The following is a 20,741-nucleotide window of genomic DNA, read 5'->3' on the forward strand; positions in this document are numbered from 1 at the left end:
CGGGGGTGCGTCGGCGCATTTGCGGTCATCGGGTAGGTTCACTGGAACCGGCCGGTCCGGGAACGACTCCCCACCCGGCATGGGGGAAGGTGACGCCCGGATGGACGCGGCCCCGAGGTTTCGCCACGAGGCGCTGCTGTACGCGGGCCTCGACGACTTCGTCGAGCGCACGGCGGCCTTCGTGCGCGCGGGGTTGCGCGCGGACGAGGCGGTCGCCGTCGCGGTGATCGAACCGCGCGCCGGCGCGCTGCGCAAGGAGTTGGCCGCCGACGCGGACCTGGTGACCTGGATCGACATGGAGCGGGTCGGCCGCAATCCGGCGCGGATCATTCCGACCTGGCGGGAGTGGACGGCGGAGCAGGGCACCCGGGGTCGCCGGGGCATCGGCGAGCCGATCTGGGTCGGTCGCGACGCCGCCGAACTGGTCGAGTGCGGCCACCACGAGGTGCTGCTCGACCTGGCCTTCGCCGGCGAGCCGTGGTGGCTGCTGTGTCCGTACGACGTCGCCGGCCTGCACCCCGAGGTGATCGCCGAGGCGCAGCGCACCCACCCCCCGCTGCCGGCCGGCGCCGCCGACGAGCGGCACTCGCGCCGGGACGCCGACGTGTACGCGGCGACCCTGCGCGGCCCGCCGCTGCCGCCCGCCCCGGGGCACGCCGAACGCCTGGCCTTCCGGGCGGGCGAACTGCCCGGTGTCCGGACGCTGGTCCGGCGGATATTGCCCGACGCGACCCGGACCCGGGTCAATCACGCGCTGCTCGCGATCGGTGAGATCACCGGCAACAGCGTGGTGCACGGCGGTGCGGCCGGCACGATCGTGCTGTGGTCCGAGGGGGCCCACCTGTTCTGCGACGTCCACGACGCCGGCCGGATCACCGACCCGCTCGCCGGTCGTCACCGCCCGACCACCGATCAGGACGGCGGGCGCGGCCTGTGGATCGCCAACCAGATCTGCGACCTGGTCCAGATCCGCTCCACCGGAACCGGCACCACCGTGCGGTTGCGCCTGCGGGTGTCGGACTGATCGCTCGCCCGAAACCGGTGCCGCCGCGCGACGGCCCCGACCTCGTTCGCCCGGAGGAGCGGGCGGGTGAGGTCGGGGCCGCGGGGTGGAAAGACTGGTGGGACGGGCTGGTGGGACGGACTGCTGGGGGATTCAGTGTCGGGAGGTCGGTGTCGCGCCCGGCGCCGCGCCCGGCGCCGCGATCTGTTCGATCTCGATCATGCACGCCACACAGAACGTCTCCCGCCGGCGACTGCCGTGCACTTCACGAAAGTTCGGCAGGGTCTCGCCGCACAACGCGGTGTCCTCGCCCTCCATCGCGTGCCACACGACGTTGTCCGGACCTTCGACCGCTCGCATCACATGCATTTCCGCTCCCGTGTGCTGGGATTCACCGGCTTCACCATGCAATCCGGGGGCGGTCCCGCGCGCATCCGGGCCGAGGCCGCCCCGAGCCGGGCCGGGTGGTCCCGATCCGCGTGCGGGGACACGGAGTACGAGGTCACCGGCACGCGGTCGGCCGTCGAGACGGGCGGGGCGGGGTTGGCCCGTCCGGGTGATCGACCGGGACGACGGGCGGGCCGTCGCGGCCGGGGCGACGGGGGGCGGCCCGGGAAAGCGAGGGCTGAACCGCTCGTCGGCGGCACCGAGGTGTCCCCGACGTGGGGACGGATGCGTACCGTGATCGCCGGCGGCGGTGTCGTCGGCCCGCTCACCGCCCTGGAGTGCGTCCGGGCCGGCCATCGGGTCATCCTCGTCGAGCCGGCCCCCTGCCCGGTCCGCACGCGGCGCCTCGTACGACCGACACGGAATGATGCGCGCCCTGCACCCGGACGATCCCGGGGCACCCGGGCCGGGGCCTGGCGGGTGTGGGAGGCGTATCGAGGCGTGCGCTGCCACCACCGGGCGGGCGCGCTCACGCGGTGCCCCGCCACCCACCGGCCTGCGCTCACTCGACCGCCCACCGCGCGTCGGCGCGGGCCGACTCCCGGACGTATCCGGGCAGTTGCCGGAGCAGGGGACGTGGTGATCGGCGACGGGGCCACGCCGCGCGCCGACGGCCTGATCCGCGCCGCCCGGGGTTACTCCGGCGGGAGTAGGCCGTTGTGGAGGAGGTCGGCCAGTTGGGTCGTGGCGAAGAGTTGGGGTTGGCCGCCGGTACGGATGACCAGGGTCGGGTGGTCGGGCAGGAGCGGGGAGGCGAGGAAGACGACGGCCGTCGGTTCGCCGACCGGGCCGGCGAACATCACGGCTCGGCCGAGCGGAGTGGGCACGGTTTCGACCGGGCGGTCCGTCGGGATGTCGGACTCGGTGCGATAGAGGTCCTTCGGGCTCAGGCCCTCCCATCCCGGCATGGTGCGCGGGTCGCAGGCCGTACCGAAGGACTGGATCACCAGATCCGGGCCGGCCATGCCCCGATTGACCACGACCCGCGCGCCCGGGCAGAACGAGCCGGACACCGCCGCCGAATCACCCTGCACCCAGCGGTCGGTGGGCACCCGCAGCCGGAACACCGCGACCCGGGTGCGCACCGTCGCCAGGGTCAGCCGAGCCCCCTCCCCGGTCCACGGCAGCGCGGAGGGCGCCTGGTCCGGAGAAGACGGCCGATACCCGCCCCCACCCGAATCGCTGCACGCGGTCACCGTCGCCGTCACGGCCAGCACGACCGGTACGACCGCCCCGCGCAGCCACGCCGTCCCCACGGCGACCCGCCGTCCACCCATCGTGCGGACTCCCCTTCCGTCGGCACATCCGGCGAATGGACGCGGCCCGCTCCGAACGGGTTCCCCCGCGCGTACCCGCTGCCCCGCGCCTCGGTCATTGTGGCAGGCTGCCGTGTCGTGACCGATGTCGACGGCATCCGCATCACCACGCTCGCCGAGCGCCCCGCGTTCGTGTCCCGGCTCGACGAAATCACGGAGACCTGGCGCGGAGTTCGTACCGCAGGATCCGGTGCTGAGCGCGCTGTCGGGCCGGGTGCCCGAGGAGTTCCCCGAACACTGCGTGGTCGCCACCGACGGCGATCGGGTCGTCGCCCGGGGGCTGGGCGTGCCGTTCGACGGCGAATCCGACGACGGGGACGGCGGCGAACGCCGCAGGACATGCCCGATCGTGGGTGGGACCGGGTGATGGTGTGGGCGTTCCGGGATCGGCGACACGGGCGCGCGGCCACCGCTGCAAGTGCGTTGGAGATCACCATCGACACCGGATACCTCGGCCGCGGCCTGTCCCGACACATGGTGACGGCCCTGCGCGACGCCGCCGGCCGGCAAGGTCTCGGCACGTTGTGGGCGCCGGTGCGGCCGACCGCCAAACACCTCGAACCCCGGGTGCCCATGGCCGAGTACGTACTTCGGCGCCGCGCCGACGGGCTGCCCTCCGACCCGTGGTTGCGGGTGCACGTCCGGGACGGCGGGATCATCGCGAAGGTCGCGCCGGCGTCCATGACGGTCGGTGCCTCGCTCGTCGAGTGGCGACGCTGGACCGGGCTGCCGTTCGACCGCGACGGCGACGTGGAGGTGCCGGGCGCACTGGTCCCGGTGCACTGCGACACCGCGAACGACCACGCGGTGTACGTCGAGCCGAACGTCCGGGTCCGCCACCCGGTGCCCGACCCACGCGGGTAGGCACGATCGACCAGGGTCGTGTCAGGCGTCGGGGCCGAGGGTGTTCAGGAAGGTCTTGACCACATCGATCGGGATCGCGAACGTGATGCCGACACTGCCGGCGTCCGCCGCGGCGCCGCTTCCGCCGCTGCTGCCGCTCCGGGGCGGGTCGTTGCCGCCCTCGGAGGTGGTGTCGTAGATGGCCGAGTCGATGCCCACGACCCGGCCGGACAGGTCGACGAGCGGGCCGCCCGAGCTGCCCGAACCGAACGCGACGTCGGTCTGGATCGCCGGGTAGGTCACCGTGTTCGAGTCGGTCGCCGCGATGGGCGAGGTACGCACGCCACTCGCGTCGTCGGGCACGACCGCGCTCTCCCCGGACGTCGTGATGGGCCGGTTCAGCGCGCCGACCACACCGGAGGTGACCGTGCCGCCCAAGCCGAGGGGCGACCCGAACGCGACCACCCCGTCGCCCACTTGCAACGACGCCGAGTCGCCGAGCACGGCCGGGGTGAGGCCGCCGACACCGCTCACCCGGACCACCGCGAGATCGTGGGCGGCGTCGCTCGCCGACACGGTGCCGGCGGCGGTGCGACCGTCGGCGAAGACCACCGTGAGGCCGCCGGAACCCATCCCGGCCACCACGTGATCGTTGGTCAGGATCCGGCCGGCGGTGTCCAGGACCACCCCCGAACCCGTCACCGAGCCGCGCCGCGAGGTCACCCGCAACTCGACCACACTCGACCGAACGGCCGCCGCCACCGCCGACACCGACCCCGCGCCCCCGACCCCTCCGGCAGAGGCGTTCCGCACCGGCGCCCCGCCGATCGCCGCCGGCGGCGCGTGGTCGGAGTCCTCGAAGTGGCGCACCACGACCACCCCGGACAACCCGCCGACCAGGCCGGCCGCCACGGCCGCCACCACCGGCACCGGCAAGGCCCGCTTCATCCGCCGCCGACCCCGGGCCCGCGTCTCGCGTCCGCTCCCGCTCCCGGTGGACTCCGCGCGCCCCGCATTGTCTTCCGTCATACCCGAGACTCTCGATCCCGCAGATGAAGACAACCTGAGAACACCCCCAAGCCCACCCCAAAACCCGACACCACAACCCGGAGCACGTCCGCGCGCGCCCACGTCCGCGAGCCCGCGATGAGTTTTGCCGGCCCGGGCGGTCCAATGAGTGTGAGTCGCGTATTCACTCGGACGAGGGTCAGGAGAGCAGCGGGATGACGATCAGTGCACGCACCGCCGGCTATGCGCCGGTCAACGGGATCGAGATGTACTACGAGGAGCACGGTGTCGAGGGAGCCGCGCCCCCGTTGGTTCTGCTCCACGGTGGGGCGCAGACCATCGACCTGTCCTTCGGCGCGCTGTTGCCCGCGCTCGCCGCGAACCGGCGGGTGATCGGCGTCGAGTTGCAGGGGCACGGGCACACCGCCGACACCGACCGCGAGATCTCGCTGGAGGTGCTGGCCGACGACGTGATCGCGCTGCTCGACCACCTCGACATCGATCGGGCCGACCTGCTCGGCTACAGCCTCGGCGGCCTGACCGCGCTGCGTGCCGCGGTGCGCGCGCCGGAACGGGTGAACCGGCTGGCCCTGTTGGCCACGCACTGTCGGCACGACGGCTACTTCCCGGAGATCTCCGCCCCCGAGCAGACCTCGCCGCGCCTGCCGACCGAGGCCGACTTCAAGGCGATGGTCGAGGCGTACGCCCGGGTCGCCCCCGACCCGACCGCCTTCGGCGCCACCCTGGCCAAGCTCCAGCCCGTCGCGCACGGCTTCACCGAATGGACCGACGACGAGTTGCGCGCGATCGCCGCGCCCACCCTCCTGGTGATCGGCGACACCGACTTCATCCGGGTGGAACACGCCGCGTTCATGCACGGGTTGATCCCCTCGTCCCGGCTCGCGGTCCTGCCGGACACGACACACATGGCCGTGCCCGGACGCGCCGAGTTGCTGCTCCCGATCCTCGACGCGTTTCTGCCCATCGGCTCCTGAACCCTGCCCCGCGTGGCCCGAGCGACCGTCGAAGGTGCGTCCGCCACACGCCTTCGACCCCCGTTCCGCCGACACCACGCACGCCCTCCGCGCGTGGTGTCGGCCCCGGGACCGTCGCGGGATCCCGGGTACCGCCCCGCGCCGCGGCGGCTCAGCCCCAGGACGCGCCGGCCGGCTCCTCGATCGTGGTGTTGATCCGGTTGAAGAAGTTGGTGATCGAGATCATCAGGATGATCGCGGACAGCTGCCGCTCGTCGAAGTGGTCGGCGACCTCGTCCCACAGCGCGTCCGGTACGGCCTGGCCGCTGTGGTCGGCGAGCCGGGTGGATGCCTCGGTCAGGGCCAGTGCGGCGCGCTCGGCGTCGGAGAAGAAGGGGGCCTCGCGCCAGGCCGCGACGGCGTGCAGCCGCTCGTCGGTGGTGCCCGCCTTCTTGGCGCTGGTGACGCCGGCGAACACGCAGGCGCTGCAACCGTTGATCTGGCTGGCGCGCAGGTGCACCAGTTCCAGGATCTCCTGCGACACGCCGCCGGAGTACATCGCCTTGTAGATGGACTGGATGCCCTGCATCGTGTCGGGCAGGACCATGGCGGGGTTCTTCATCCGAGCGCTCATGACATCTTCTTCTCTCGATCGTGGGCGGTCGGTTCGTTGGTGTACCGGCCGGTTATCGTCCTTCACTGCACTGACGAAACGGCCGATGGAGATGTGACAGGTGAGCGAAGAAGATTTCCTGGCGCAGCGGTTCGAGGAGACCCGGCCGCATCTGCGGGCGGTGGCCTACCGGATGCTGGGCTCGCTCGGCGAGGCCGACGACGCGGTTCAGGACGCGTGGTTGCGGCTGAGTCGGTCCGACATCTCCGAGGTGAAAAACCTGGGCGGCTGGCTGACCACGGTGGTCGGTCGGGTGTGCCTGGACATGCTGCGGTCGCGGACGGCGCGCCGGGAGGATCCGCTGCAGGACGACGACGGGTTCGTGCGCCTGCCCGATCCGATCGTCAGCGGTCCCGACGGCATGGATCCCGAGCAGGAGATCCTGCTGGCCGACTCGGTCGGCATCGCGCTGCTCGTGGTGCTGGAGACGCTGGCCCCCGACGAGCGGCTGGCCTTCGTCCTGCACGACATGTTCGGCGTGCCGTTCGACGAGATCGCCCCGGTCCTGGACCGTACGCTCGCCTCCACCCGGCAGCTCGCCAGTCGGGCCCGGCGCCGGGTCCAGGGCGTCTCGCCCGCGCCGGAGTCCGACCCGGGTCGGCGGCGCGCGGTGGTCGACGCGTTCCTCGCCGCCTCGCGCGGCGGCGACTTCGAGGCCCTGGTCGCCGTGCTCCACCCCGAGGTGGTGGCTCGCTCGGACGGCGGCACGCTGCGGCCGAGCCTGCTCCGGCGCGGTGCGGCCGAGGTGGCGTCGCAGGCGATCACCTTCGCCCGCTTCGCCGAGATCGCGCTTCCGGCGCTGATCAACGGCACGCCGGGCGTGGTCTCGCTGGCCTCCGACGGCACGCCGCTGTCGGTGATGGCGTTCACGATCGAGGACGGGCGGATCACCTCGCTGGACATCCTCACCGACCCGGAGCGGCTGGCCGGGATCGACCTGAGCGTGCTCACGGGCTGACGGGATCGCCCCACGGCGGTCGGTGCGAGGGGCCTTCGGCCTCCGCGCCGACCGCCGACGCGCGCCGGGGCGTTGTGACGCGGGTACGCCCTACGGGCGCGGGATGCGGCTGTAGTCCTGGCCCGGGATCTCGATCAGCGCGTGCGTCGGCGCGATCTGCAGGTGGTGCGACCCGTCGATCTCGTACCCGCCCGGGACCCGGTATCCGGCCCAGATCGGCAGGTCGACGCGCAGCGCCCAGGCGCCGGACGCGGTGCGCTCCCAGCGCACCACACGACACAGCAGTACGCCGCGGTCCTCCGGCTGCCGGACCCACACCCACGTGCCCTCCGCCGGTGGCGGCGGTCCGGGTTGGGTGTGGCGCGGCGCCTCGGCGCCCGCGCCGGTGCGGGCCGCCTGCGCGCGGGTGGCGTCGACGCGTTGCCCCAGGGTCGCTCGGCCACCGGAGAACGACGCCTCCAGTGCGTCGACGTCCGGGGGCTCGGTCATGCCGATCATGGTAGCCCCGATCGAACCCGAATTCGAACGCATGTTCCCATCGGACGTCGGAGCCATCCACCGGGCGTACCACCCGCCTCAGGCGCCCCCGTAGCGGACCCGCAGCACGTCCACCACGTCCGATCCGGCGCTCGATTCCGCTCGCGCGGTCACGGTCCACGACATGCGCAGCACCACCCACCGGGAGCGGGTCACCACGCCCACCCACCGCGCGCCCGGCGCCGCCCGCCGCAGCGCCGGGATCGCACTGGACGCCACCCGCGCACCCGGCACCCCGAGCAGCGCCGGCAGCAGGGTCGGCGCCACCAGTACCGACACCACGACGGTGACCGCGGCCGCCGCCCCCATCGTGGTCAGGGGCGGGATGCGCACCACGGCGAGCGCGGCCGGCGCGATCACCACGGTGGCGCCGGCGAAGACCACCGCCGTCCCGGCCGTACCCACCGCGCGCCCCACCGACTCCGCCGGCTCCATCCCGGCCCGGACCTGATCACACGGCCCCGCGCCCCGCGGACGGCCGCGGCCTGTTCGGTGGCTGCCAGGACCGCGGCGCGGGCCGGTCCCGCGTCGATCGGCCCCGGCCATGCCAGGGCGTGTCTTCAATCTCCCGACCCCCGCGAACCGGGCCGTGAAAGGCCCATTTCACACACGACTCCCATGGAATGCACGCCGGTTCGTGGGCCACGCTGGTACCGCGCCGGGGCCCGCCCGTCCGGCGAAGCGCGCATCGAGAAGGAACCAGATGAACACTGCGGAGCCATCGGCCGGTTCGTCCGCGCCGCCGACCGAGCGCGGTCGCCTCCTGGTCGTCGACGACGAACCCGCGATCGTGGACACCGTCACCCGGTTCCTGCGCTTCGTCGGCTACGACGTGCGCACCGCCGGCACCGGACGCCAAGCGCTCACCGTGGCCCGGGACTTCCTGCCGGAACTGGTCCTGCTCGACATCATGCTGCCCGACGGCGACGGCTTCGAGGTGCTGCGCCGACTGCGGGCCGACGGCCTGCCCGTCGCCGTGGTCTTCCTCACCGCACGCGACACCCGCAAGGACGTGGTGCGCGGGCTGACCGCCGGCGGCGACGACTACATCACCAAACCCTTCGGACTGGACGAGGTCACCGCGCGCATCGAGGCGGTCCTGCGCCGCACCCGCCGCGCCGACCCCGGCGGCGACGTGCTGCGCGTGGCCGACCTCGAACTCGACTCCTCCGCCCACCAGGTGCGCCGTGCGGGCCGGCACATCGACCTGTCCCCCACCGAGTTCCGCCTGCTGCGCTACCTGATGCTGCACCCGGATCGGGTGTTGACCCGGGCCCGGCTCCTGGAACACGTCTGGTCCTACGACTTCAACGGCGACGACACCGTGGTGGCCACCTACATCAGCTACCTGCGCCGCAAGATCGACGACGGCCAGAGTCCGCCGCTGATCCACACCCGGCGCGGCGTCGGCTACTGCTTGCGCACCCCGCCGTGCTGAGGCTGCGCGCCAGGGTCCGCACCCAACCGCTGCACCGCCGCCTGGTGGTGGTCATCATCGTGGTGTGCACGGTCGTGCTGAACACCTGCGCCGCGGTGACCGTGGGGGTGCTCCGGGAATCGCTGTTCGACCGCCTGGACGAGCAACTGGACACCACCGCCGCCGCGTTGCGCGCGCTGGACACCCGCGAGCGCAGCAACGCGCCGATGAGCCTGGACCCGGGCGTGTGGCTGGAGTACCCGGGCGGCCTGTACGTCGCGCTCGCCGTCGTACACCGGCAACCCCAGGGCCCGGGGCCGAGGTTGACCGGTCCGCTGCCCGCGACCGGCGCCACGTTCACCACCGGCTCGGCGCAACCGGGTTCGCGGGAGAGCTTCCGGGTGCGGGTACAGGAGTTGACCGACGGGCGCACCGCCCTGATCGCGCTGAGCGTGCGCGAGACCGAGGCGGCGGCCGACCACGCGCTGTACGTCGTGCTGGCCACCGTCGGCATCGCGCTGCCGACCCTGGCCCTGCTCGCCGCGCTGTTCGTGCGGCGGGAGTTGCGGCCGCTGGAGCGCGCCGCCCGGGTCGCCGACATGATCGCCGCCGGCGACTACGCACAGCGCGTGCACGATCCGCTGATCGGCCCGCGCACCGAGGTCGGCCGACTGGCCATCGCGCTCGACCGGATGCTCGACGGGGTCCAGGCCGCGCTGGCCGCCCGGGACGCCTCCCGGGAACGGTTGCGCCGATTCGTCGCCGACGCCTCGCACGAACTGCGCAATCCGCTGCAATCCATCGGCGGATACGCCGAGTTGTACCAGCGCGGCGCGCTGCCCGACCGGGCCGCGGTGGACGACGCGGTGAACCGGATGCGCGCCGAGATACGCCGGATGAACGGGCTGGTCGAGGCGCTGCTGTTGCTCGCGCGCCTGGACGAGGAACAGGACACCGATTTGGAACCGGTCGACCTGACCCGGGTGGTCGCCGACTCCTGCCGCGACGCCGCCGCGGTCGAGCCCGACCGACCGCTGGCCTGTGCGGGCCTGCCGGCCGAGGATCGGGTGAGCGTGCTCGGCGACGAGGATCGGCTGCGGCAGTTGGTGGCCAACCTGCTCGGCAACGTCCGGATGCATACGCCCGTGCATACCCCGGCCGAGGTCGAACTCCGCGCCGCCGGCGGCGAGGCGGTGCTGACCGTCCGCGACCGCGGCCCGGGTATCCCGGCCGCCGATCTGCCGCATGTCTTCGACCGGTTCCATCGGGCCGACAAGAGCCGCAGTCGCACCCAGGGCGGCAGCGGTCTGGGATTGTCCATCGTCGCGGCGATCGTGGAGATGCACCACGGCACGGTCACGATCGGCCCGGAGCCCGGCGGGGGGACGGTGGTCGAGGTGCGGTTGCCCGCTTTGGCAAAGGCCGGCCCGGTCGGTGGGGCGGGCGGGCCGATCCGCAGGCTCAATCCTCCGTGACGGTGAGGGCGTGGAAGCGGATCAGGTCCTCCAGGAGGCGCCGGCCGTCCTCCCGTACGGGTGGGGGCAGTTCGTCGAGCATCGAGCCGACCCGTGGGGACCGTGCGGGCGGGCGCAGTGCGGCGAGCAGACGGGTCAGGTCCTCGGCGGACAGGATCGTGCGCGTGGTGTGCCCGCAGGCGGCGACGATCCGTACCGCGCCGATGTCCTGCCAACGTACCGGCTCGTCGGCGGGCAGCCCGACGGCGACTCCGTCCGTCAACGGCCTGTGTGGCGCGGGCGGCGGCGCGGGGAAGAAGCCGCCGGCCGTCCAGCGGCGCAGCGACAACGTCGCCACCCACTCGCGGGCCGCCTCCTCGTTCGCGCCGGAGCGGAAGAAGTCCACCGCCTGGTCGAGTGCGGCGGGCAACACGCCCGCCGACAGCGGCCCTTCGACCCTGTCGGGCGGCGCCCAGGACGGACCCGCAAGCGGTGGCAGCCCGACGGTCTCCATCTCCTCGCTGAGCATGGACTCGGGGGTGGGATCGGTCAGATACTCCGCCACCTCGAAGGCGGCGCGGGTGAACTCGCGGGGCAGGCCGACATTCACACTGGTCGCTGGGGTGTCGTCGAGCGCGCTTTCCCCGACGTGATAGTGGCTCGACGGCCAGTAGAGCATCTCGCCCGCGTGCACCTCGACCGCGAACGAACCCGGCAGGTGACGCTCGTAGTCCAGCACCGAGGTGACCGCCTCCGTCCACGGCCGCTCCGGCCAGAAGCGCATCACCTTGCGGCCCTGGAGGGCGAACATGAACGACGCGAACCGGTCCTTGTGCGCGCCGATCTGGGTGTGCTCGTAGTTGCCGTGGAACATGGTGGTGATGGCGCTGCTCAGCGGCAGTCCGAAGCGGCGGAAGGCGCCGTCGTAGAAGGCCCGTTCGCGGCGCCACAGCGGGTGGTGGAAGGCGTGGAACGCCTGCACGGTCAGCGAGTACCGGCGGCCGTCGAGGCGTTCGGCGAGGCGCGCGGCGTAGCCGTCGAGCGAGTCGTCCTCGGCGAGCGGCAGCCAGCCGTCGGGGCGGGACTTGAGGTCGCGGTCGACGGCGAAGCGCACGTGTTTGGGGATCTCCCCGGCGGCGTTGGCGACGGTGGCGGCCACGGCGGAGCCGAACACGTCGTCCGGGCGGAAGGGGTGAGCCGACGGGCCGCCCGGGAGGCGGATCAGGACCGGACGGCGGTCCCAGTAGCGGTCGGCGATCAGGTCCCAGTCGAGGCCGTCGACGACGTCGACGCCACCGGTGCGGTCGGTCATGTCCGTTCCCCCGCCGTCGTTTCCGTCGTGTCCGTCTCGGCCGCCGATTCGATGGCGCGCACCCGGTACAGCACGCGCAGCAGGGTCAGGACGCCCTCCTCGCGGGTGGTGTGGCCGGTCACGCCCACGTCGGCGCACACCTCGGCGAGGTCGCTCGTGCGCCGCCGGTCCAGGGCGGCCAGAACACGCGGGGCCAGTGCGCCGCGAACCGGGAGCAACAGGCCGTTGACCGCCCATACTTCGGCCGAGGGGCCCTCGGGCACCCGCAGGACCTCGGCGGCGAGCCGGAATCGGGAGCGGGCGTCGATGGCCGGTTCGGTGCCGGGGCCGGGCGCGGTGGCGGAGCGGGGTTCGGGTACCGGTTCGAGGCCGGCCGCCGTGCGTCGGGCGGCCCAGCGGCGGCGCACCGTGCGGGTCAACTCCCCGTCCGGGTCGCCCGCCACCCGGCCGAGCACCTGCGCGACCTCGGCGAACTCGGCGATCGGCGGCGTCGAGCCGTCCGCGTTCTCCGGCGGCGGATAGGGCAGGTACGGCATCGGTCGGGCGGCCACCGGATCACGGCGGACCAGGTCCTGGAGCACGCCGCGTACGGCCGGGAGCGCGGTGGTCGGATCGGTGGGCACGGTGATCCGCAACACGGCGGCCCGATCGGTGAACTCCTCCCCCTCGTCCGGCTCCACGGCCGCCGCCGGGTCGTACAGCACGTCGCCCGCGCCGGCGTCGCGCCGATGGGTGCCGGCGAGTACCCAGGTCAGCACGTCCGTCCCGGGCGCGGGTGGTGGGGTGCGGAAGCCGTGGCCGAAGCAGAGTTCCGAGGTGAGCGGCAGCGCCGGCCATCCGATCCCGGACCACAGTCCGGCCAGCGCGTCCCGGGCCCGCGCCCAGCGGGGGAAATCCAGGACGAAGGGGTGTCGGATGGTCAGGAGCCAGCCCTTGCCGCCGAGTTCGTCGTCGAGCCGGTCCGCGTAACGATCGAGGTCGTAGTCGTCCTCGGTGGGCAACAGGGCGCCGGGGGCGGCCAGTCGGCCGTCGACGCTGAAGAAGCGCACGGCCGACACCGATCGGGGGCGCGCTCCGGCGCGGAACGGGCCGCTCATCGCGGTCGCGGTACGGAACGCCGTGACCGCGTCGATCGGGGGCACGACATGCGATACGCGGGCCGGTTCGCGATCCCAGGCGCGGGCGCACACGTCGCGCCAGTCGGCTCCGCTCCGCTTCTCGGTCGACCCGCTGGTCGGAGCCGCCGGCCCGGTCGTTCCGGCCTTTCCGGTCGCCGTGCCGCTCACGACGCTCTACCTTCCTGCTGGGTCCGCTCCAGCCATTCGTAGGGTTGGGGAACCCAGGGGGGTCGGGTGTGGCTTTCACGACGCTGCCGACCATGGCCTCGGAGGCTTGGCCGCCCGGCTCCCCACGACGACTCGGCCGCCGATTGGGAACTGCGAACAAGTCGCTGAGTAGAGCAATGCCGGCGAGGTCGTCTGTGGTACGCACTGCACGCACGACGAGTTGGAGCACGATGAGCCGGATATGGGCCGGGACCGACTGCGGCAAGACCCATCACCACTGTCTGGTCCTGGACGGCGAGGGCAACACTCTGCTGTCGCGGAGGGTGGCCAACGATGAGCCCGAGCTGCTGGAACTGCTCGGAGACGTCCTGGAGATCGCCGACGGCAGGAGCATCACCTGGGCACTGGACATGACCGGCGGCGAGCCCGCACTGCTGATCGCCACGCTCGTCAACCACGGTCAAGAGCTCGTCTACATCCCCGGCGTCGCTGTCAACCGCGCATCCGACAGCTACCGCGGCCAGGGGAAGACCGACGCCCGGGACGCTCACGTGATTGCCGACCAGGCACGCATGCGACGTGACCTGCGACCGATCCGCCCCGACGACGATGCGACCGTCGAACTGCGACTGCTGACCGAACGCCGCGTCGACCTCGTCTCCGAGCGAACCCGCACCACCAACCGGCTCAAGGCACTGCTGACCAGCATGTTCCCGGCATTGGAACGAGCACTGGACATAGGCACCACCGGAGCGCTGACGCTCCTGGCGGGCTACCGGACCCCGACGGCGATCCGCCGCACCGGCCTGCGTCGACTGACCACCTGGCTGACCAACCGAAAGGTCCGAGGCGCCGAGGCCCTGGCCACCAAAGCGGTCGAGGCCGCCGAGCGACAGCACACCGCCGTCGCGGGCGAGGCAGCCATCGCGCGGATGGTGCTGACGCTGGCGAAGGAGGTGACGACCCTCAACGAGAAGATCCGCGACACGGACAAGCTCATCGAGGGCCGGTTTCGCGAGCACGAACTCGCCGAGGTGATCCAGTCGATGCCCGGCATCGGCCCCGTCCTGGGTGCCGAGTTCCTCGTCGGCATCGGCGGCAGCCTGGAAGCGTTCCCAACACCCGATCGCCTCGCGGCCTTCGCCGGTGTGACTCCCGCACCACGTGACTCCGGGAAGGTCCGCGGGAACCTGCACCGGCCCCAGCGCTACCACCGACGTCTTCAGAGGGTCTTCTACACCTCCGCGCTGGTCAGCATCCAGTGCGACCCCAATTCGCGAAAGTTCTACGACCGCAAACGCGCGGAGGGTAAACGCCATACCCAGGCCGTGCTGGCTCTCGCCCGCCGACGCGTCAACGTCCTGTGGGCTCTCATTCGTGACCGACGGTGCTATCAAGTCACACCACCCGTTACCACGGCAGCTTGACTTCAGCATTGGGAAGCCTCCGTGGGGGTGTCGAGCTTGGCGAGGTGGATGCGCAGTGTGCCGTCGGCCCACTCGTAGCCGATCCGCCGGCCCGCCCTCGGCCAGTCGAAGTCGACCCGGCCGTCGGCGCCGCCCTCGGACCAGCGCAGCGTCACCCCCAGTGCGGGGTCCACCAGGGTTCGGGTGTCCGGGAGTTGCTCGATCACACCGACCACCGCGTCGCGCAGGGCCGGACCGAGCGCGGCCAGGGTGGGGTCGGCGTAGCGGTGCAGTCCGGCCGTGGGGAAATCGGGGACCTCCGCCTCGGGGCTCCGCCGGAGCGGAACGGGCGTGGCCAGGAAGGGTTCCGGCGCGGGGGCCATGGTGAGCAGCGGTGCGCCGGGGCCGGCCGGGTCGCCGTCGGCCGGGGCCGCCGCACAGAAGTAGTAGGGCACGTCCCAGCGGCTCAGTTGCACCTTCTCGTCGACGCTGAAGGGTTCGCCGTCCGGGTAGCGTTCCGCGGTGGTGCCGCGCAGGCGGGCGTCGATGGCCCGGGCGTAGTCGGCGGTCGGGCGCGGCACGATGCGGATGTACGCCCGGCGCGCCCGGGGTTCCAGTTCGCGCCGCACCGCCTCGCGGTGCCGGCACAGCAGCGTCCAGGCGTCGAACATGCCGCGCAGCATGGACAGGAGGTGGGGTGCGCGGCCGAACCCGCCCTCGGTGTCCGCGACGGCGGAGGGGACCACCGTGCGGGTCGGCGGGCGGTCCATGGGCAGCAGGCGCAGCGTCCCGTCGGCCGAGCGTCGCCAGACCAGCGCGCCGCCCTCGAGGGCCCGCCAGTCGGCGGTGTCCTCCAGGCCGGGCGGGTATTCGAAGTCGTCGGCGGCGGCGGCCTCGGCGGGCGACGGGGCCGGGCCCAGGAGGCCGGTGGCGCGCAGTCCGCTCGATCCGGTGAAGTAGCACTCCAGGTCCACCGGGTACAGCATGGGTTCGTCGTGCTCCCGGTGCGGGCGCGCTCCGGCCAGGACGTTGCCGCCGATCAGGTCGGAGATACCGAAGGCGATACAGGTCGCGGCGAGGTTGCCGGCCCGATGCCAGAAGCGGCGCGCCTGTTCGGGGGTGAGGACCGTGCCGGTCATCGTGGTCGAGCCGTCGACGCGGACGGGACCCTGCTCGGCCGGTGGTGCGATCCACTCGTGCCAGCTGTAGCCGCGCGCGCCGGGACCGCTGCCGGTCCAGGTGGCGAGTGTCGGCAGTCGCACCGGTCCGGCGGCCTCCGGCAGTGCGTTGATCCGCGCGAACAGGCCGCCCGGTTCGACGGGTTGCCGGTCGTCCCCGATCGGGCCGTCGGCCAGGAACAGGGCTTCCCCGTTCGCCGGTCGCGGTTTGTACGCGAGCGCGCCGCCGCCCGCGAACGCCAGTCGTAGCACCCGCAGTCCGCCGTTGTGGGTTTCCGCGCCGTGCGCGCGCAGTTCGACGACAGGACCGGCCAGGCGCGGGTCCCGGGGCCGGTTCGGTGCGCCCGGGTCCGTGCCCAGGTCCGTGCCCAGGCGGACAAGGAACAGGTCGAGGGCGGACTGGAGTTGGGTGACGCGCAGATCCGCCAGGCGTTCGGCCACCTCCGCCGGGGAGTGGTGGCACGCGGTAAAGATCGCGCTCAGTGTGGGGCCGAACAGCGCGGAGTCGACCGGGTCGAGTACGCCGGGCGCCAAGAGGTCGGCGTCGATGCCGGCGGCGGCGCGGACGCTCCAGGCGTCGAGTCGCTCCATCGCGCGCCGGAAGGGGGCGAACCGGTTCGCGGCGAGCAGCGAGGCCACCTGTTCGGCGTCCCGCACACCGCCCAACGCGCCGTCGGGCGCCAGGGTTTCGGCAGGTCCGTCGGTGACGACGGGTGGGAACACCTCCTGGGCGCCGCCCTCCCGTACATGCCGGATCAGCCGGTCGAGCACGGGAACCGGCAGCGTGGTGGCCAAGACGAATCGTCCTTCCGTGAGGGGGCGGGGCGGAACTCGGGCGCGACTCGGGCCGGCCTCGGCCGGGACTCCGGCCGGGCTCGGGATGTGCGAATCCGGGCGTCGGATGCGCCGGAACACGCCGGATGCCGCACCCTCGGGCACGGCATCCGACGTGCGGGCTCAGCCTCAGGCCGGGCAGTACCCGTAGTGGGTACAGCTCGTCGGAGGACGGAGCCGGTCGTCCACGAGTTCGAACTCCAGGTCACCCACGAGAATGTCGAACGATTCGTCCTCGTCGGCCGATTCGATGTGGAGTTCCGTACCGCCGTGCAATTCCATCGCGATCTCCCTTCCGTGTGCTTTCGGTGAGGGGTGCGTCGGCGAATCGATCACGGGCGGGGAGGCCCACATACCCGCCGACAGGTCTCATCATTGGCGGGAATTCCTGGGGACGGCAGCCGAATTCCGGACACTTGTCCGACCGCACCCGGACACGTTTCCCGGTCGGCGCCGGCGGGCCCGGCGGCCGGTGGGCGGGGCCTGCCGGCCGGCCGGAAATCGCTCCTCCGGACGATCCGTCGGGGTCGGGGACGGCGCCGGTCCCGGGGCGGAGCCGAGTCGATCGACCCGAAGAGGGTGACGTGCCCCATCTCGTCCGGCATACTTCCGATTCATGTTCCTCATCGGCGGCCTGTTCCTCGCCCTCACCCTCCTCGGGGTACCGCTCTGGGCGCTGTTGTCCCTGGGCCGGTACCTCGCCCGCGTGATGAGCCGGCCCCGCCCGGAGCACGCCGCGCGACAGACCGCCACGACGACGACGGCCGTACGCACCTGATCCACGCGCACCGAGCACGGCGGCATCGCCGGCTCGACGAGCGCCCGGACCACACTTCTTTGCGTCCGTCCGGCCGAGCCGGCACCCGGACGATCCCGAAGTCGAGGGCTCTCCTTCCTCGGGAACCGCGACGATATGCCGTCGCCAAAAATGTGCGCATCGATCTTCATCGATCCCGTCGGCCGGCGATGATCCAATTCACCCACCCATGGCCCGACCTGCGCATACACTCGCCGATATCCAAGGCAGACGACCCGATCAATGCCATCTCGGCAGTTGTCACAGATTGGGGAAACGGAATACGATCTTCGCGTTTTCCCTCGATCGACAGGTAATCGATCTTCCGCCGGATTCGCCGCGACACACTAGCCAAGCCGACCGGCCTGCTATACAGTCAATCCCGGTCATCAGTCCGCGCGAAGTCGCACGGGATAATTTGATGACCCGAACCTTTGGTTAAATCGAAATGAATAGCTGAACCCTAGCCATTCCGAAGCTTCCCCGCGAAGCCGACGCCCTCTCCCCCGGTCGACATCGGCATCGACTCGACCGGACGAGCCGGGCCCGGCCTCCGCGTCCCGACCGCCGATTCTCGAAATTCGAGAACAGGCCGGCCAGGGAATCTCGTGCGCGCACCATCCGACCACTTGTCACCGCCCGACGCGCGCCGCGGACCACCGCTCGACCACCGCGGCGCCCGGCGGCCACCCCTCCGAGAAGCATCCGTCGTGAAGCTCCGTGCGTGCCGTTCCCGACGCCCGGGGCTGTCCCCCGGTCGTCCCGCGTGTTACGCGCGTCCAACGGGGATTTCGCCGGGTGACCAGTCCTGCGCGAGTGCTGGGAGTGTCGTCGAGCCGTGGGGAAACCAGTCGAAAACCGCGTTTCGGGAAACATCGAGCCCCAGTCGGCGCAGTACCGCTGTGTCGGCATCGGAGTCGGTCCCGCCAACCTGAGCCTGGCGTCACTGCTGCACGGGCGTGCGGAGACACCGAACCTCTTTCTCGACCAGAAGGAGCGGTTCGGTTGGCACGACAATCAGCAGATCCCCGGCGCGTCGTTACAGGTGTCGCTGCTCAAGGATCTCGTCATCCTCTCCGACCCGACCAACGGGTTCTCCTTCCTCTCGTATCTGCACGAGCAGGGCAAGATCTACCACTTCATCAACGCCCAATACGACGCGGTTCCCCGCCGGGAATTCCGGAACTATCTGGAGTGGGCGAGCCGACGCAACGAGAACATCGTCTTCGGCGAAAAAGTGGTCGCCGTGGAGTTCGACGACGCACGTGACACGTTCGTCGTGCACACCGGCCGGCGCACCGTGACGGCGGAGAACATCTGCGTCGGTGTCGGTACCACGTCGTGGGTTCCCGAGCATGCCCGGGACAAGCTCGGTGACACCCAGTTCCACGTCAGCGACTTCATCGACGGAAAACGTCCCGGACTCGCCGGAAAGCGGATCGCCGTGGTCGGTGGCGGCCAGTCCGGGGCCGAGGCGTTCCTGGATCTGATATCCCGCGCGCCGCAGGAATTACCCCGGCGCGTGACCTGGATCTCGCGGCGCGGGAACTACTTTCCCATCGATGACTCGCCGTTCACGAACGAGTACTACACGCCGAGCTATTCGGAGTATTTCGCCGGCGTGGACCGGGCGGTCCGCGAGTCGCTCAACAGTCGTCATGTGCTGAGCAGCGACGGCATCTCCGAGTCGACGTTGCGGGAGATCTACCAGCGCTGCTACGAGCACCGCTTCATCGAGGGCACGCAGGATCTGCTGGCGCTGCTGCCCAATCGTGGGGTCACCGGCGTGAGCGGGAACGAGTCCGGCGGGTGGACCATCGAGATGGGCCACAACGACCGCCCGGGTGCGGTCGAGTACGTGGATGTGGACACCATCGTGTGGGCCACCGGATTCCGTCCGGCGTCGACCGAATTCCTCGCGCCGATCGAAAGCCGCCTGGAACGTGAGGGCGACGAGTATCGCATCGACCGGGATTTCGCCGTGCAGTGGGACGGCCCCCGCGATCGCCTCATCTTCATGCAGAACGCGGCCCGCGGTCAGCGCGGCCTCGCGGATCCCAATCTGAGCCTGACCGCCTGGCGCAGCCGGCGCATCCTCGACCGGCTTCTGGGGGTGGGCTCCGACGAACAATTGCCGTCGTTCGTGGAGTGGTCCGCCAAACCGCCCGTCGACGACCTGGACGCGCTGTGAGCCGGGAACACACCGATGTGGCGGTCGTCGGCGCCGGAATCGTCGGCTGCCTGGTCGCCCGGGAGATCGTCGCCCGCGCGCCGGAGGCGTCCGTCCTGCTCCTGGACCGGGACACCGTCGGTACCGGCGCGAGCCGGCGGTCCGCCGGGCTGCACTGTCCGCGCGGCGCGACGGAGCGGGTGCGGCGCATGACGGCGTACAGCCAGCGGTACTACGCCGACCTCAAGCACGCCGCACCCGCGTTGCCGATTCACGCGGTGCCGATGTCGGTGGTCGCCTCCCCCGCGAACGCCGCACGGGTGCGCGAGATCTACCTCGACAGCGCCGAGTTGACCCCCGTCGACCCTCCCGGGGACCGAACCGGCCCGCCCGATCTGCGACTTCCCGAGCATGCGCGGGTCTGGGACTGTCGGGGCGCGCAGTACGCCGACGTTTACGCGCTGGTCCACGACCTCACCCGGGAACTGCGGGCAAGGGTGACCCTGCGCGAGGGTGTGCACGTGGACACGCTGCGCGCCGTCGGCCACGCGAACCGGGGCGCGGAGCGCATCGAACTCGCCCTCGGCACCGGCGAGACGGTGACCGCGGATCGGGTCGTGTTGGCCCCGGGACCCTGGCTCGCCGAACCCGCCTGGCGCGAGTTGCTGGCCCCGCTGGGCGCCCGGGTCAAGAAGATCGTCGCCCTGCACGTCGAACGGGTCCCGACCCGCACCGACCGGGCCGTCGTCTTCCACGACGAGGACGCCTTCCTGCTGCCGCTGCACGCCTCGGGGCACTGGCTGTTCAGCTACACCTGTACGACCTGGGACGTCGATCCCGACGACCTGGCCGGCGGCCTGTCCGCCGACGACGTCGACCAGGCGCGCGCGAGCCTGCGCCGCCACGCCCCCGCGCTGGCCGAACACCGCGTCTCGGGGCGGGTGTTCTGCGACGCGTACAGCTCCACCGGCGAACCGCAGGTGCGGGCGCTGGGCGGCGGACGTGTCGTCTTCGCCGGCGCCGCCAACGGGTCCGGATATCGGCTCGCCCCGGCGATCGCGGCGGAGGCCGCGGATCTGCTGGACCTGTCCTCGATTCCTGCGCACGCGTGATCGAAGTGAAGGAGCCG

The 20,741-nt window shown here is 71.9% G+C and carries 21 protein-coding genes; 11 read left to right on the plus strand and 10 right to left on the minus strand.

Going from position 1 to position 20,741, the window contains the following annotated elements:
• Nucleotides 1–100: 100 nt before the first annotated feature.
• Nucleotides 101–1,024 carry an anti-sigma factor RsbA family regulatory protein gene (locus tag ACMXN5_RS37005; RefSeq protein WP_439679275.1) on the plus strand — a complete coding sequence of 308 codons (924 nt, stop codon included), beginning with the start codon at nucleotides 101–103 and terminating at the stop codon, nucleotides 1,022–1,024.
• A gap of 132 nt (nucleotides 1,025–1,156) precedes the next feature.
• Here ACMXN5_RS37005 and ACMXN5_RS37010 read toward each other — a convergent pair whose 3' ends face one another.
• Both ACMXN5_RS37010 and ACMXN5_RS37015 read right to left on the minus strand, forming a co-directional pair.
• On the minus strand, nucleotides 1,157–1,372 hold the full coding sequence (locus ACMXN5_RS37010) for a hypothetical protein (RefSeq protein WP_439679276.1): 216 nt from the start codon (nucleotides 1,370–1,372) through the stop codon (nucleotides 1,157–1,159).
• A 713-nt stretch (nucleotides 1,373–2,085) separates the two neighbouring features.
• Entirely contained in the window at nucleotides 2,086–2,727 is a 642-nt protein-coding gene (locus tag ACMXN5_RS37015; RefSeq protein ID WP_439679277.1) for a hypothetical protein, read from the minus strand.
• A 229-nt stretch (nucleotides 2,728–2,956) separates the two neighbouring features.
• Between ACMXN5_RS37015 and ACMXN5_RS37020 the strand changes: the two genes are divergently transcribed.
• On the plus strand, nucleotides 2,957–3,133 hold the full coding sequence (locus tag ACMXN5_RS37020) for a hypothetical protein (RefSeq protein WP_439679278.1): 177 nt from the start codon (nucleotides 2,957–2,959) through the stop codon (nucleotides 3,131–3,133).
• Nucleotides 3,106–3,630: a hypothetical protein gene (locus ACMXN5_RS37025; protein WP_439679279.1), complete on the plus strand. Its 525-nt coding sequence runs from the start codon at nucleotides 3,106–3,108 to the stop codon at nucleotides 3,628–3,630. The genes ACMXN5_RS37020 and ACMXN5_RS37025 overlap by 28 nt, the downstream gene beginning before the upstream one ends.
• A 21-nt stretch (nucleotides 3,631–3,651) precedes the next feature.
• Here ACMXN5_RS37025 and ACMXN5_RS37030 read toward each other — a convergent pair whose 3' ends face one another.
• Entirely contained in the window at nucleotides 3,652–4,638 is a 987-nt protein-coding gene (locus ACMXN5_RS37030; RefSeq protein WP_439679280.1) for a S1C family serine protease, read from the minus strand.
• Between the two features lie 194 nt (nucleotides 4,639–4,832).
• Here ACMXN5_RS37030 and ACMXN5_RS37035 point away from each other — a divergent pair, with 194 nt between their 5' ends.
• Nucleotides 4,833–5,612 carry an alpha/beta fold hydrolase gene (locus tag ACMXN5_RS37035; RefSeq protein ID WP_439679281.1) on the plus strand — a complete coding sequence of 260 codons (780 nt, stop codon included), beginning with the start codon at nucleotides 4,833–4,835 and terminating at the stop codon, nucleotides 5,610–5,612.
• A gap of 151 nt (nucleotides 5,613–5,763) precedes the next feature.
• On the opposite strand, the gene ACMXN5_RS37040 is transcribed toward ACMXN5_RS37035, so the two are convergent.
• Nucleotides 5,764–6,225, minus strand: a complete 462-nt coding sequence (locus tag ACMXN5_RS37040) for a carboxymuconolactone decarboxylase family protein (RefSeq protein ID WP_439679282.1) — start codon at nucleotides 6,223–6,225, stop codon at nucleotides 5,764–5,766.
• A gap of 100 nt (nucleotides 6,226–6,325) precedes the next feature.
• On the opposite strand from ACMXN5_RS37040, the gene ACMXN5_RS37045 reads away from it, so the two are divergent.
• Nucleotides 6,326–7,222: a sigma-70 family RNA polymerase sigma factor gene (locus ACMXN5_RS37045; RefSeq protein ID WP_439679283.1), complete on the plus strand. Its 897-nt coding sequence runs from the start codon at nucleotides 6,326–6,328 to the stop codon at nucleotides 7,220–7,222.
• A 90-nt stretch (nucleotides 7,223–7,312) separates the two neighbouring features.
• On the opposite strand, the gene ACMXN5_RS37050 is transcribed toward ACMXN5_RS37045, so the two are convergent.
• Nucleotides 7,313–7,711 carry a hypothetical protein gene (locus ACMXN5_RS37050; RefSeq protein ID WP_439679284.1) on the minus strand — a complete coding sequence of 133 codons (399 nt, stop codon included), beginning with the start codon at nucleotides 7,709–7,711 and terminating at the stop codon, nucleotides 7,313–7,315.
• Nucleotides 7,712–7,798: 87 nt separating this feature from the next.
• Nucleotides 7,799–8,194 carry an MMPL family transporter gene (locus tag ACMXN5_RS37055; RefSeq protein ID WP_439679285.1) on the minus strand — a complete coding sequence of 132 codons (396 nt, stop codon included), beginning with the start codon at nucleotides 8,192–8,194 and terminating at the stop codon, nucleotides 7,799–7,801.
• Nucleotides 8,195–8,462: 268 nt separating this feature from the next.
• Here ACMXN5_RS37055 and ACMXN5_RS37060 point away from each other — a divergent pair, with 268 nt between their 5' ends.
• Nucleotides 8,463–9,197, plus strand: a complete 735-nt coding sequence (locus ACMXN5_RS37060; protein WP_439679286.1) for a response regulator transcription factor — start codon at nucleotides 8,463–8,465, stop codon at nucleotides 9,195–9,197.
• Entirely contained in the window at nucleotides 9,191–10,651 is a 1,461-nt protein-coding gene (locus tag ACMXN5_RS37065) for a sensor histidine kinase (protein WP_439679287.1), read from the plus strand. The genes ACMXN5_RS37060 and ACMXN5_RS37065 overlap by 7 nt, the downstream gene beginning before the upstream one ends.
• Here ACMXN5_RS37065 and ACMXN5_RS37070 read toward each other — a convergent pair.
• Both ACMXN5_RS37070 and ACMXN5_RS37075 read right to left on the minus strand, forming a co-directional pair.
• Nucleotides 10,638–11,942 (minus strand): JmjC domain-containing protein, encoded by a 1,305-nt coding sequence (locus ACMXN5_RS37070; RefSeq protein ID WP_439679288.1) that lies wholly within the window; start codon nucleotides 11,940–11,942, stop codon nucleotides 10,638–10,640. The genes ACMXN5_RS37065 and ACMXN5_RS37070 overlap by 14 nt on opposite strands.
• A complete protein-coding gene (locus ACMXN5_RS37075; RefSeq protein ID WP_439679289.1) occupies nucleotides 11,939–13,228 on the minus strand; it encodes a hypothetical protein in 1,290 nt (429 codons plus the stop codon). The genes ACMXN5_RS37070 and ACMXN5_RS37075 overlap by 4 nt, the downstream gene beginning before the upstream one ends.
• Nucleotides 13,229–13,458: 230 nt before the next feature.
• On the opposite strand from ACMXN5_RS37075, the gene ACMXN5_RS37080 reads away from it, so the two are divergent.
• Nucleotides 13,459–14,655: an IS110 family transposase gene (locus ACMXN5_RS37080; RefSeq protein WP_439679290.1), complete on the plus strand. Its 1,197-nt coding sequence runs from the start codon at nucleotides 13,459–13,461 to the stop codon at nucleotides 14,653–14,655.
• A 2-nt stretch (nucleotides 14,656–14,657) separates the two neighbouring features.
• Here ACMXN5_RS37080 and ACMXN5_RS37085 read toward each other — a convergent pair whose 3' ends face one another.
• Nucleotides 14,658–16,607, minus strand: coding sequence for a hypothetical protein (locus ACMXN5_RS37085; protein ID WP_439679291.1), 1,950 nt, complete (start codon nucleotides 16,605–16,607; stop codon nucleotides 14,658–14,660).
• A gap of 168 nt (nucleotides 16,608–16,775) precedes the next feature.
• On the minus strand, nucleotides 16,776–16,928 hold the full coding sequence (locus ACMXN5_RS37090; protein ID WP_395797367.1) for a hypothetical protein: 153 nt from the start codon (nucleotides 16,926–16,928) through the stop codon (nucleotides 16,776–16,778).
• Nucleotides 16,929–17,262: 334 nt separating this feature from the next.
• Between ACMXN5_RS37090 and ACMXN5_RS37095 the strand changes: the two genes are divergently transcribed.
• The 3 genes from ACMXN5_RS37095 (at nucleotide 17,263) to ACMXN5_RS37105 (ending at nucleotide 20,724) form a co-directional block, all read left to right on the plus strand.
• Nucleotides 17,263–17,424, plus strand: a complete 162-nt coding sequence (locus ACMXN5_RS37095) for a hypothetical protein (RefSeq protein ID WP_439679292.1) — start codon at nucleotides 17,263–17,265, stop codon at nucleotides 17,422–17,424.
• A gap of 856 nt (nucleotides 17,425–18,280) precedes the next feature.
• A complete protein-coding gene (locus ACMXN5_RS37100; protein WP_439679293.1) occupies nucleotides 18,281–19,633 on the plus strand; it encodes a lysine N(6)-hydroxylase/L-ornithine N(5)-oxygenase family protein in 1,353 nt (450 codons plus the stop codon).
• Nucleotides 19,630–20,724 carry an NAD(P)/FAD-dependent oxidoreductase gene (locus ACMXN5_RS37105; RefSeq protein ID WP_439679294.1) on the plus strand — a complete coding sequence of 365 codons (1,095 nt, stop codon included), beginning with the start codon at nucleotides 19,630–19,632 and terminating at the stop codon, nucleotides 20,722–20,724. Before ACMXN5_RS37100 ends, ACMXN5_RS37105 begins: the two co-directional genes overlap by 4 nt.
• Nucleotides 20,725–20,741 lie beyond the last annotated feature (17 nt).

The organism is Embleya australiensis, from assembly GCF_051903075.1.
In the GTDB taxonomy this organism is placed as follows: Bacteria; Actinomycetota; Actinomycetes; order Streptomycetales; family Streptomycetaceae; genus Embleya.

What these genes read in the sequence shown, in the direction of transcription:
- ACMXN5_RS37005 (WP_439679275.1), top strand. Translation starts at nt 101, where the DNA reads ATGGACGCGGCCCCGAGGTTTCGCCACGAGGCGCTGCTGTACGCGGGC.
- ACMXN5_RS37010 (WP_439679276.1), bottom strand. Translation starts at nt 1,372, where the DNA reads ATGCATGTGATGCGAGCGGTCGAAGGTCCGGACAACGTCGTGTGGCAC.
- ACMXN5_RS37015 (WP_439679277.1), bottom strand. Translation starts at nt 2,727, where the DNA reads ATGGGTGGACGGCGGGTCGCCGTGGGGACGGCGTGGCTGCGCGGGGCG.
- ACMXN5_RS37025 (WP_439679279.1), top strand. Translation starts at nt 3,106, where the DNA reads ATGCCCGATCGTGGGTGGGACCGGGTGATGGTGTGGGCGTTCCGGGAT.
- ACMXN5_RS37030 (WP_439679280.1), bottom strand. Translation starts at nt 4,638, where the DNA reads ATGACGGAAGACAATGCGGGGCGCGCGGAGTCCACCGGGAGCGGGAGC.
- ACMXN5_RS37035 (WP_439679281.1), top strand. Translation starts at nt 4,833, where the DNA reads ATGACGATCAGTGCACGCACCGCCGGCTATGCGCCGGTCAACGGGATC.
- ACMXN5_RS37040 (WP_439679282.1), bottom strand. Translation starts at nt 6,225, where the DNA reads ATGAGCGCTCGGATGAAGAACCCCGCCATGGTCCTGCCCGACACGATG.
- ACMXN5_RS37050 (WP_439679284.1), bottom strand. Translation starts at nt 7,711, where the DNA reads ATGACCGAGCCCCCGGACGTCGACGCACTGGAGGCGTCGTTCTCCGGT.
- ACMXN5_RS37055 (WP_439679285.1), bottom strand. Translation starts at nt 8,194, where the DNA reads ATGGAGCCGGCGGAGTCGGTGGGGCGCGCGGTGGGTACGGCCGGGACG.
- ACMXN5_RS37060 (WP_439679286.1), top strand. Translation starts at nt 8,463, where the DNA reads ATGAACACTGCGGAGCCATCGGCCGGTTCGTCCGCGCCGCCGACCGAG.
- ACMXN5_RS37070 (WP_439679288.1), bottom strand. Translation starts at nt 11,942, where the DNA reads ATGACCGACCGCACCGGTGGCGTCGACGTCGTCGACGGCCTCGACTGG.
- ACMXN5_RS37080 (WP_439679290.1), top strand. Translation starts at nt 13,459, where the DNA reads ATGAGCCGGATATGGGCCGGGACCGACTGCGGCAAGACCCATCACCAC.
- ACMXN5_RS37090 (WP_395797367.1), bottom strand. Translation starts at nt 16,928, where the DNA reads ATGGAATTGCACGGCGGTACGGAACTCCACATCGAATCGGCCGACGAG.
- ACMXN5_RS37095 (WP_439679292.1), top strand. Translation starts at nt 17,263, where the DNA reads ATGTTCCTCATCGGCGGCCTGTTCCTCGCCCTCACCCTCCTCGGGGTA.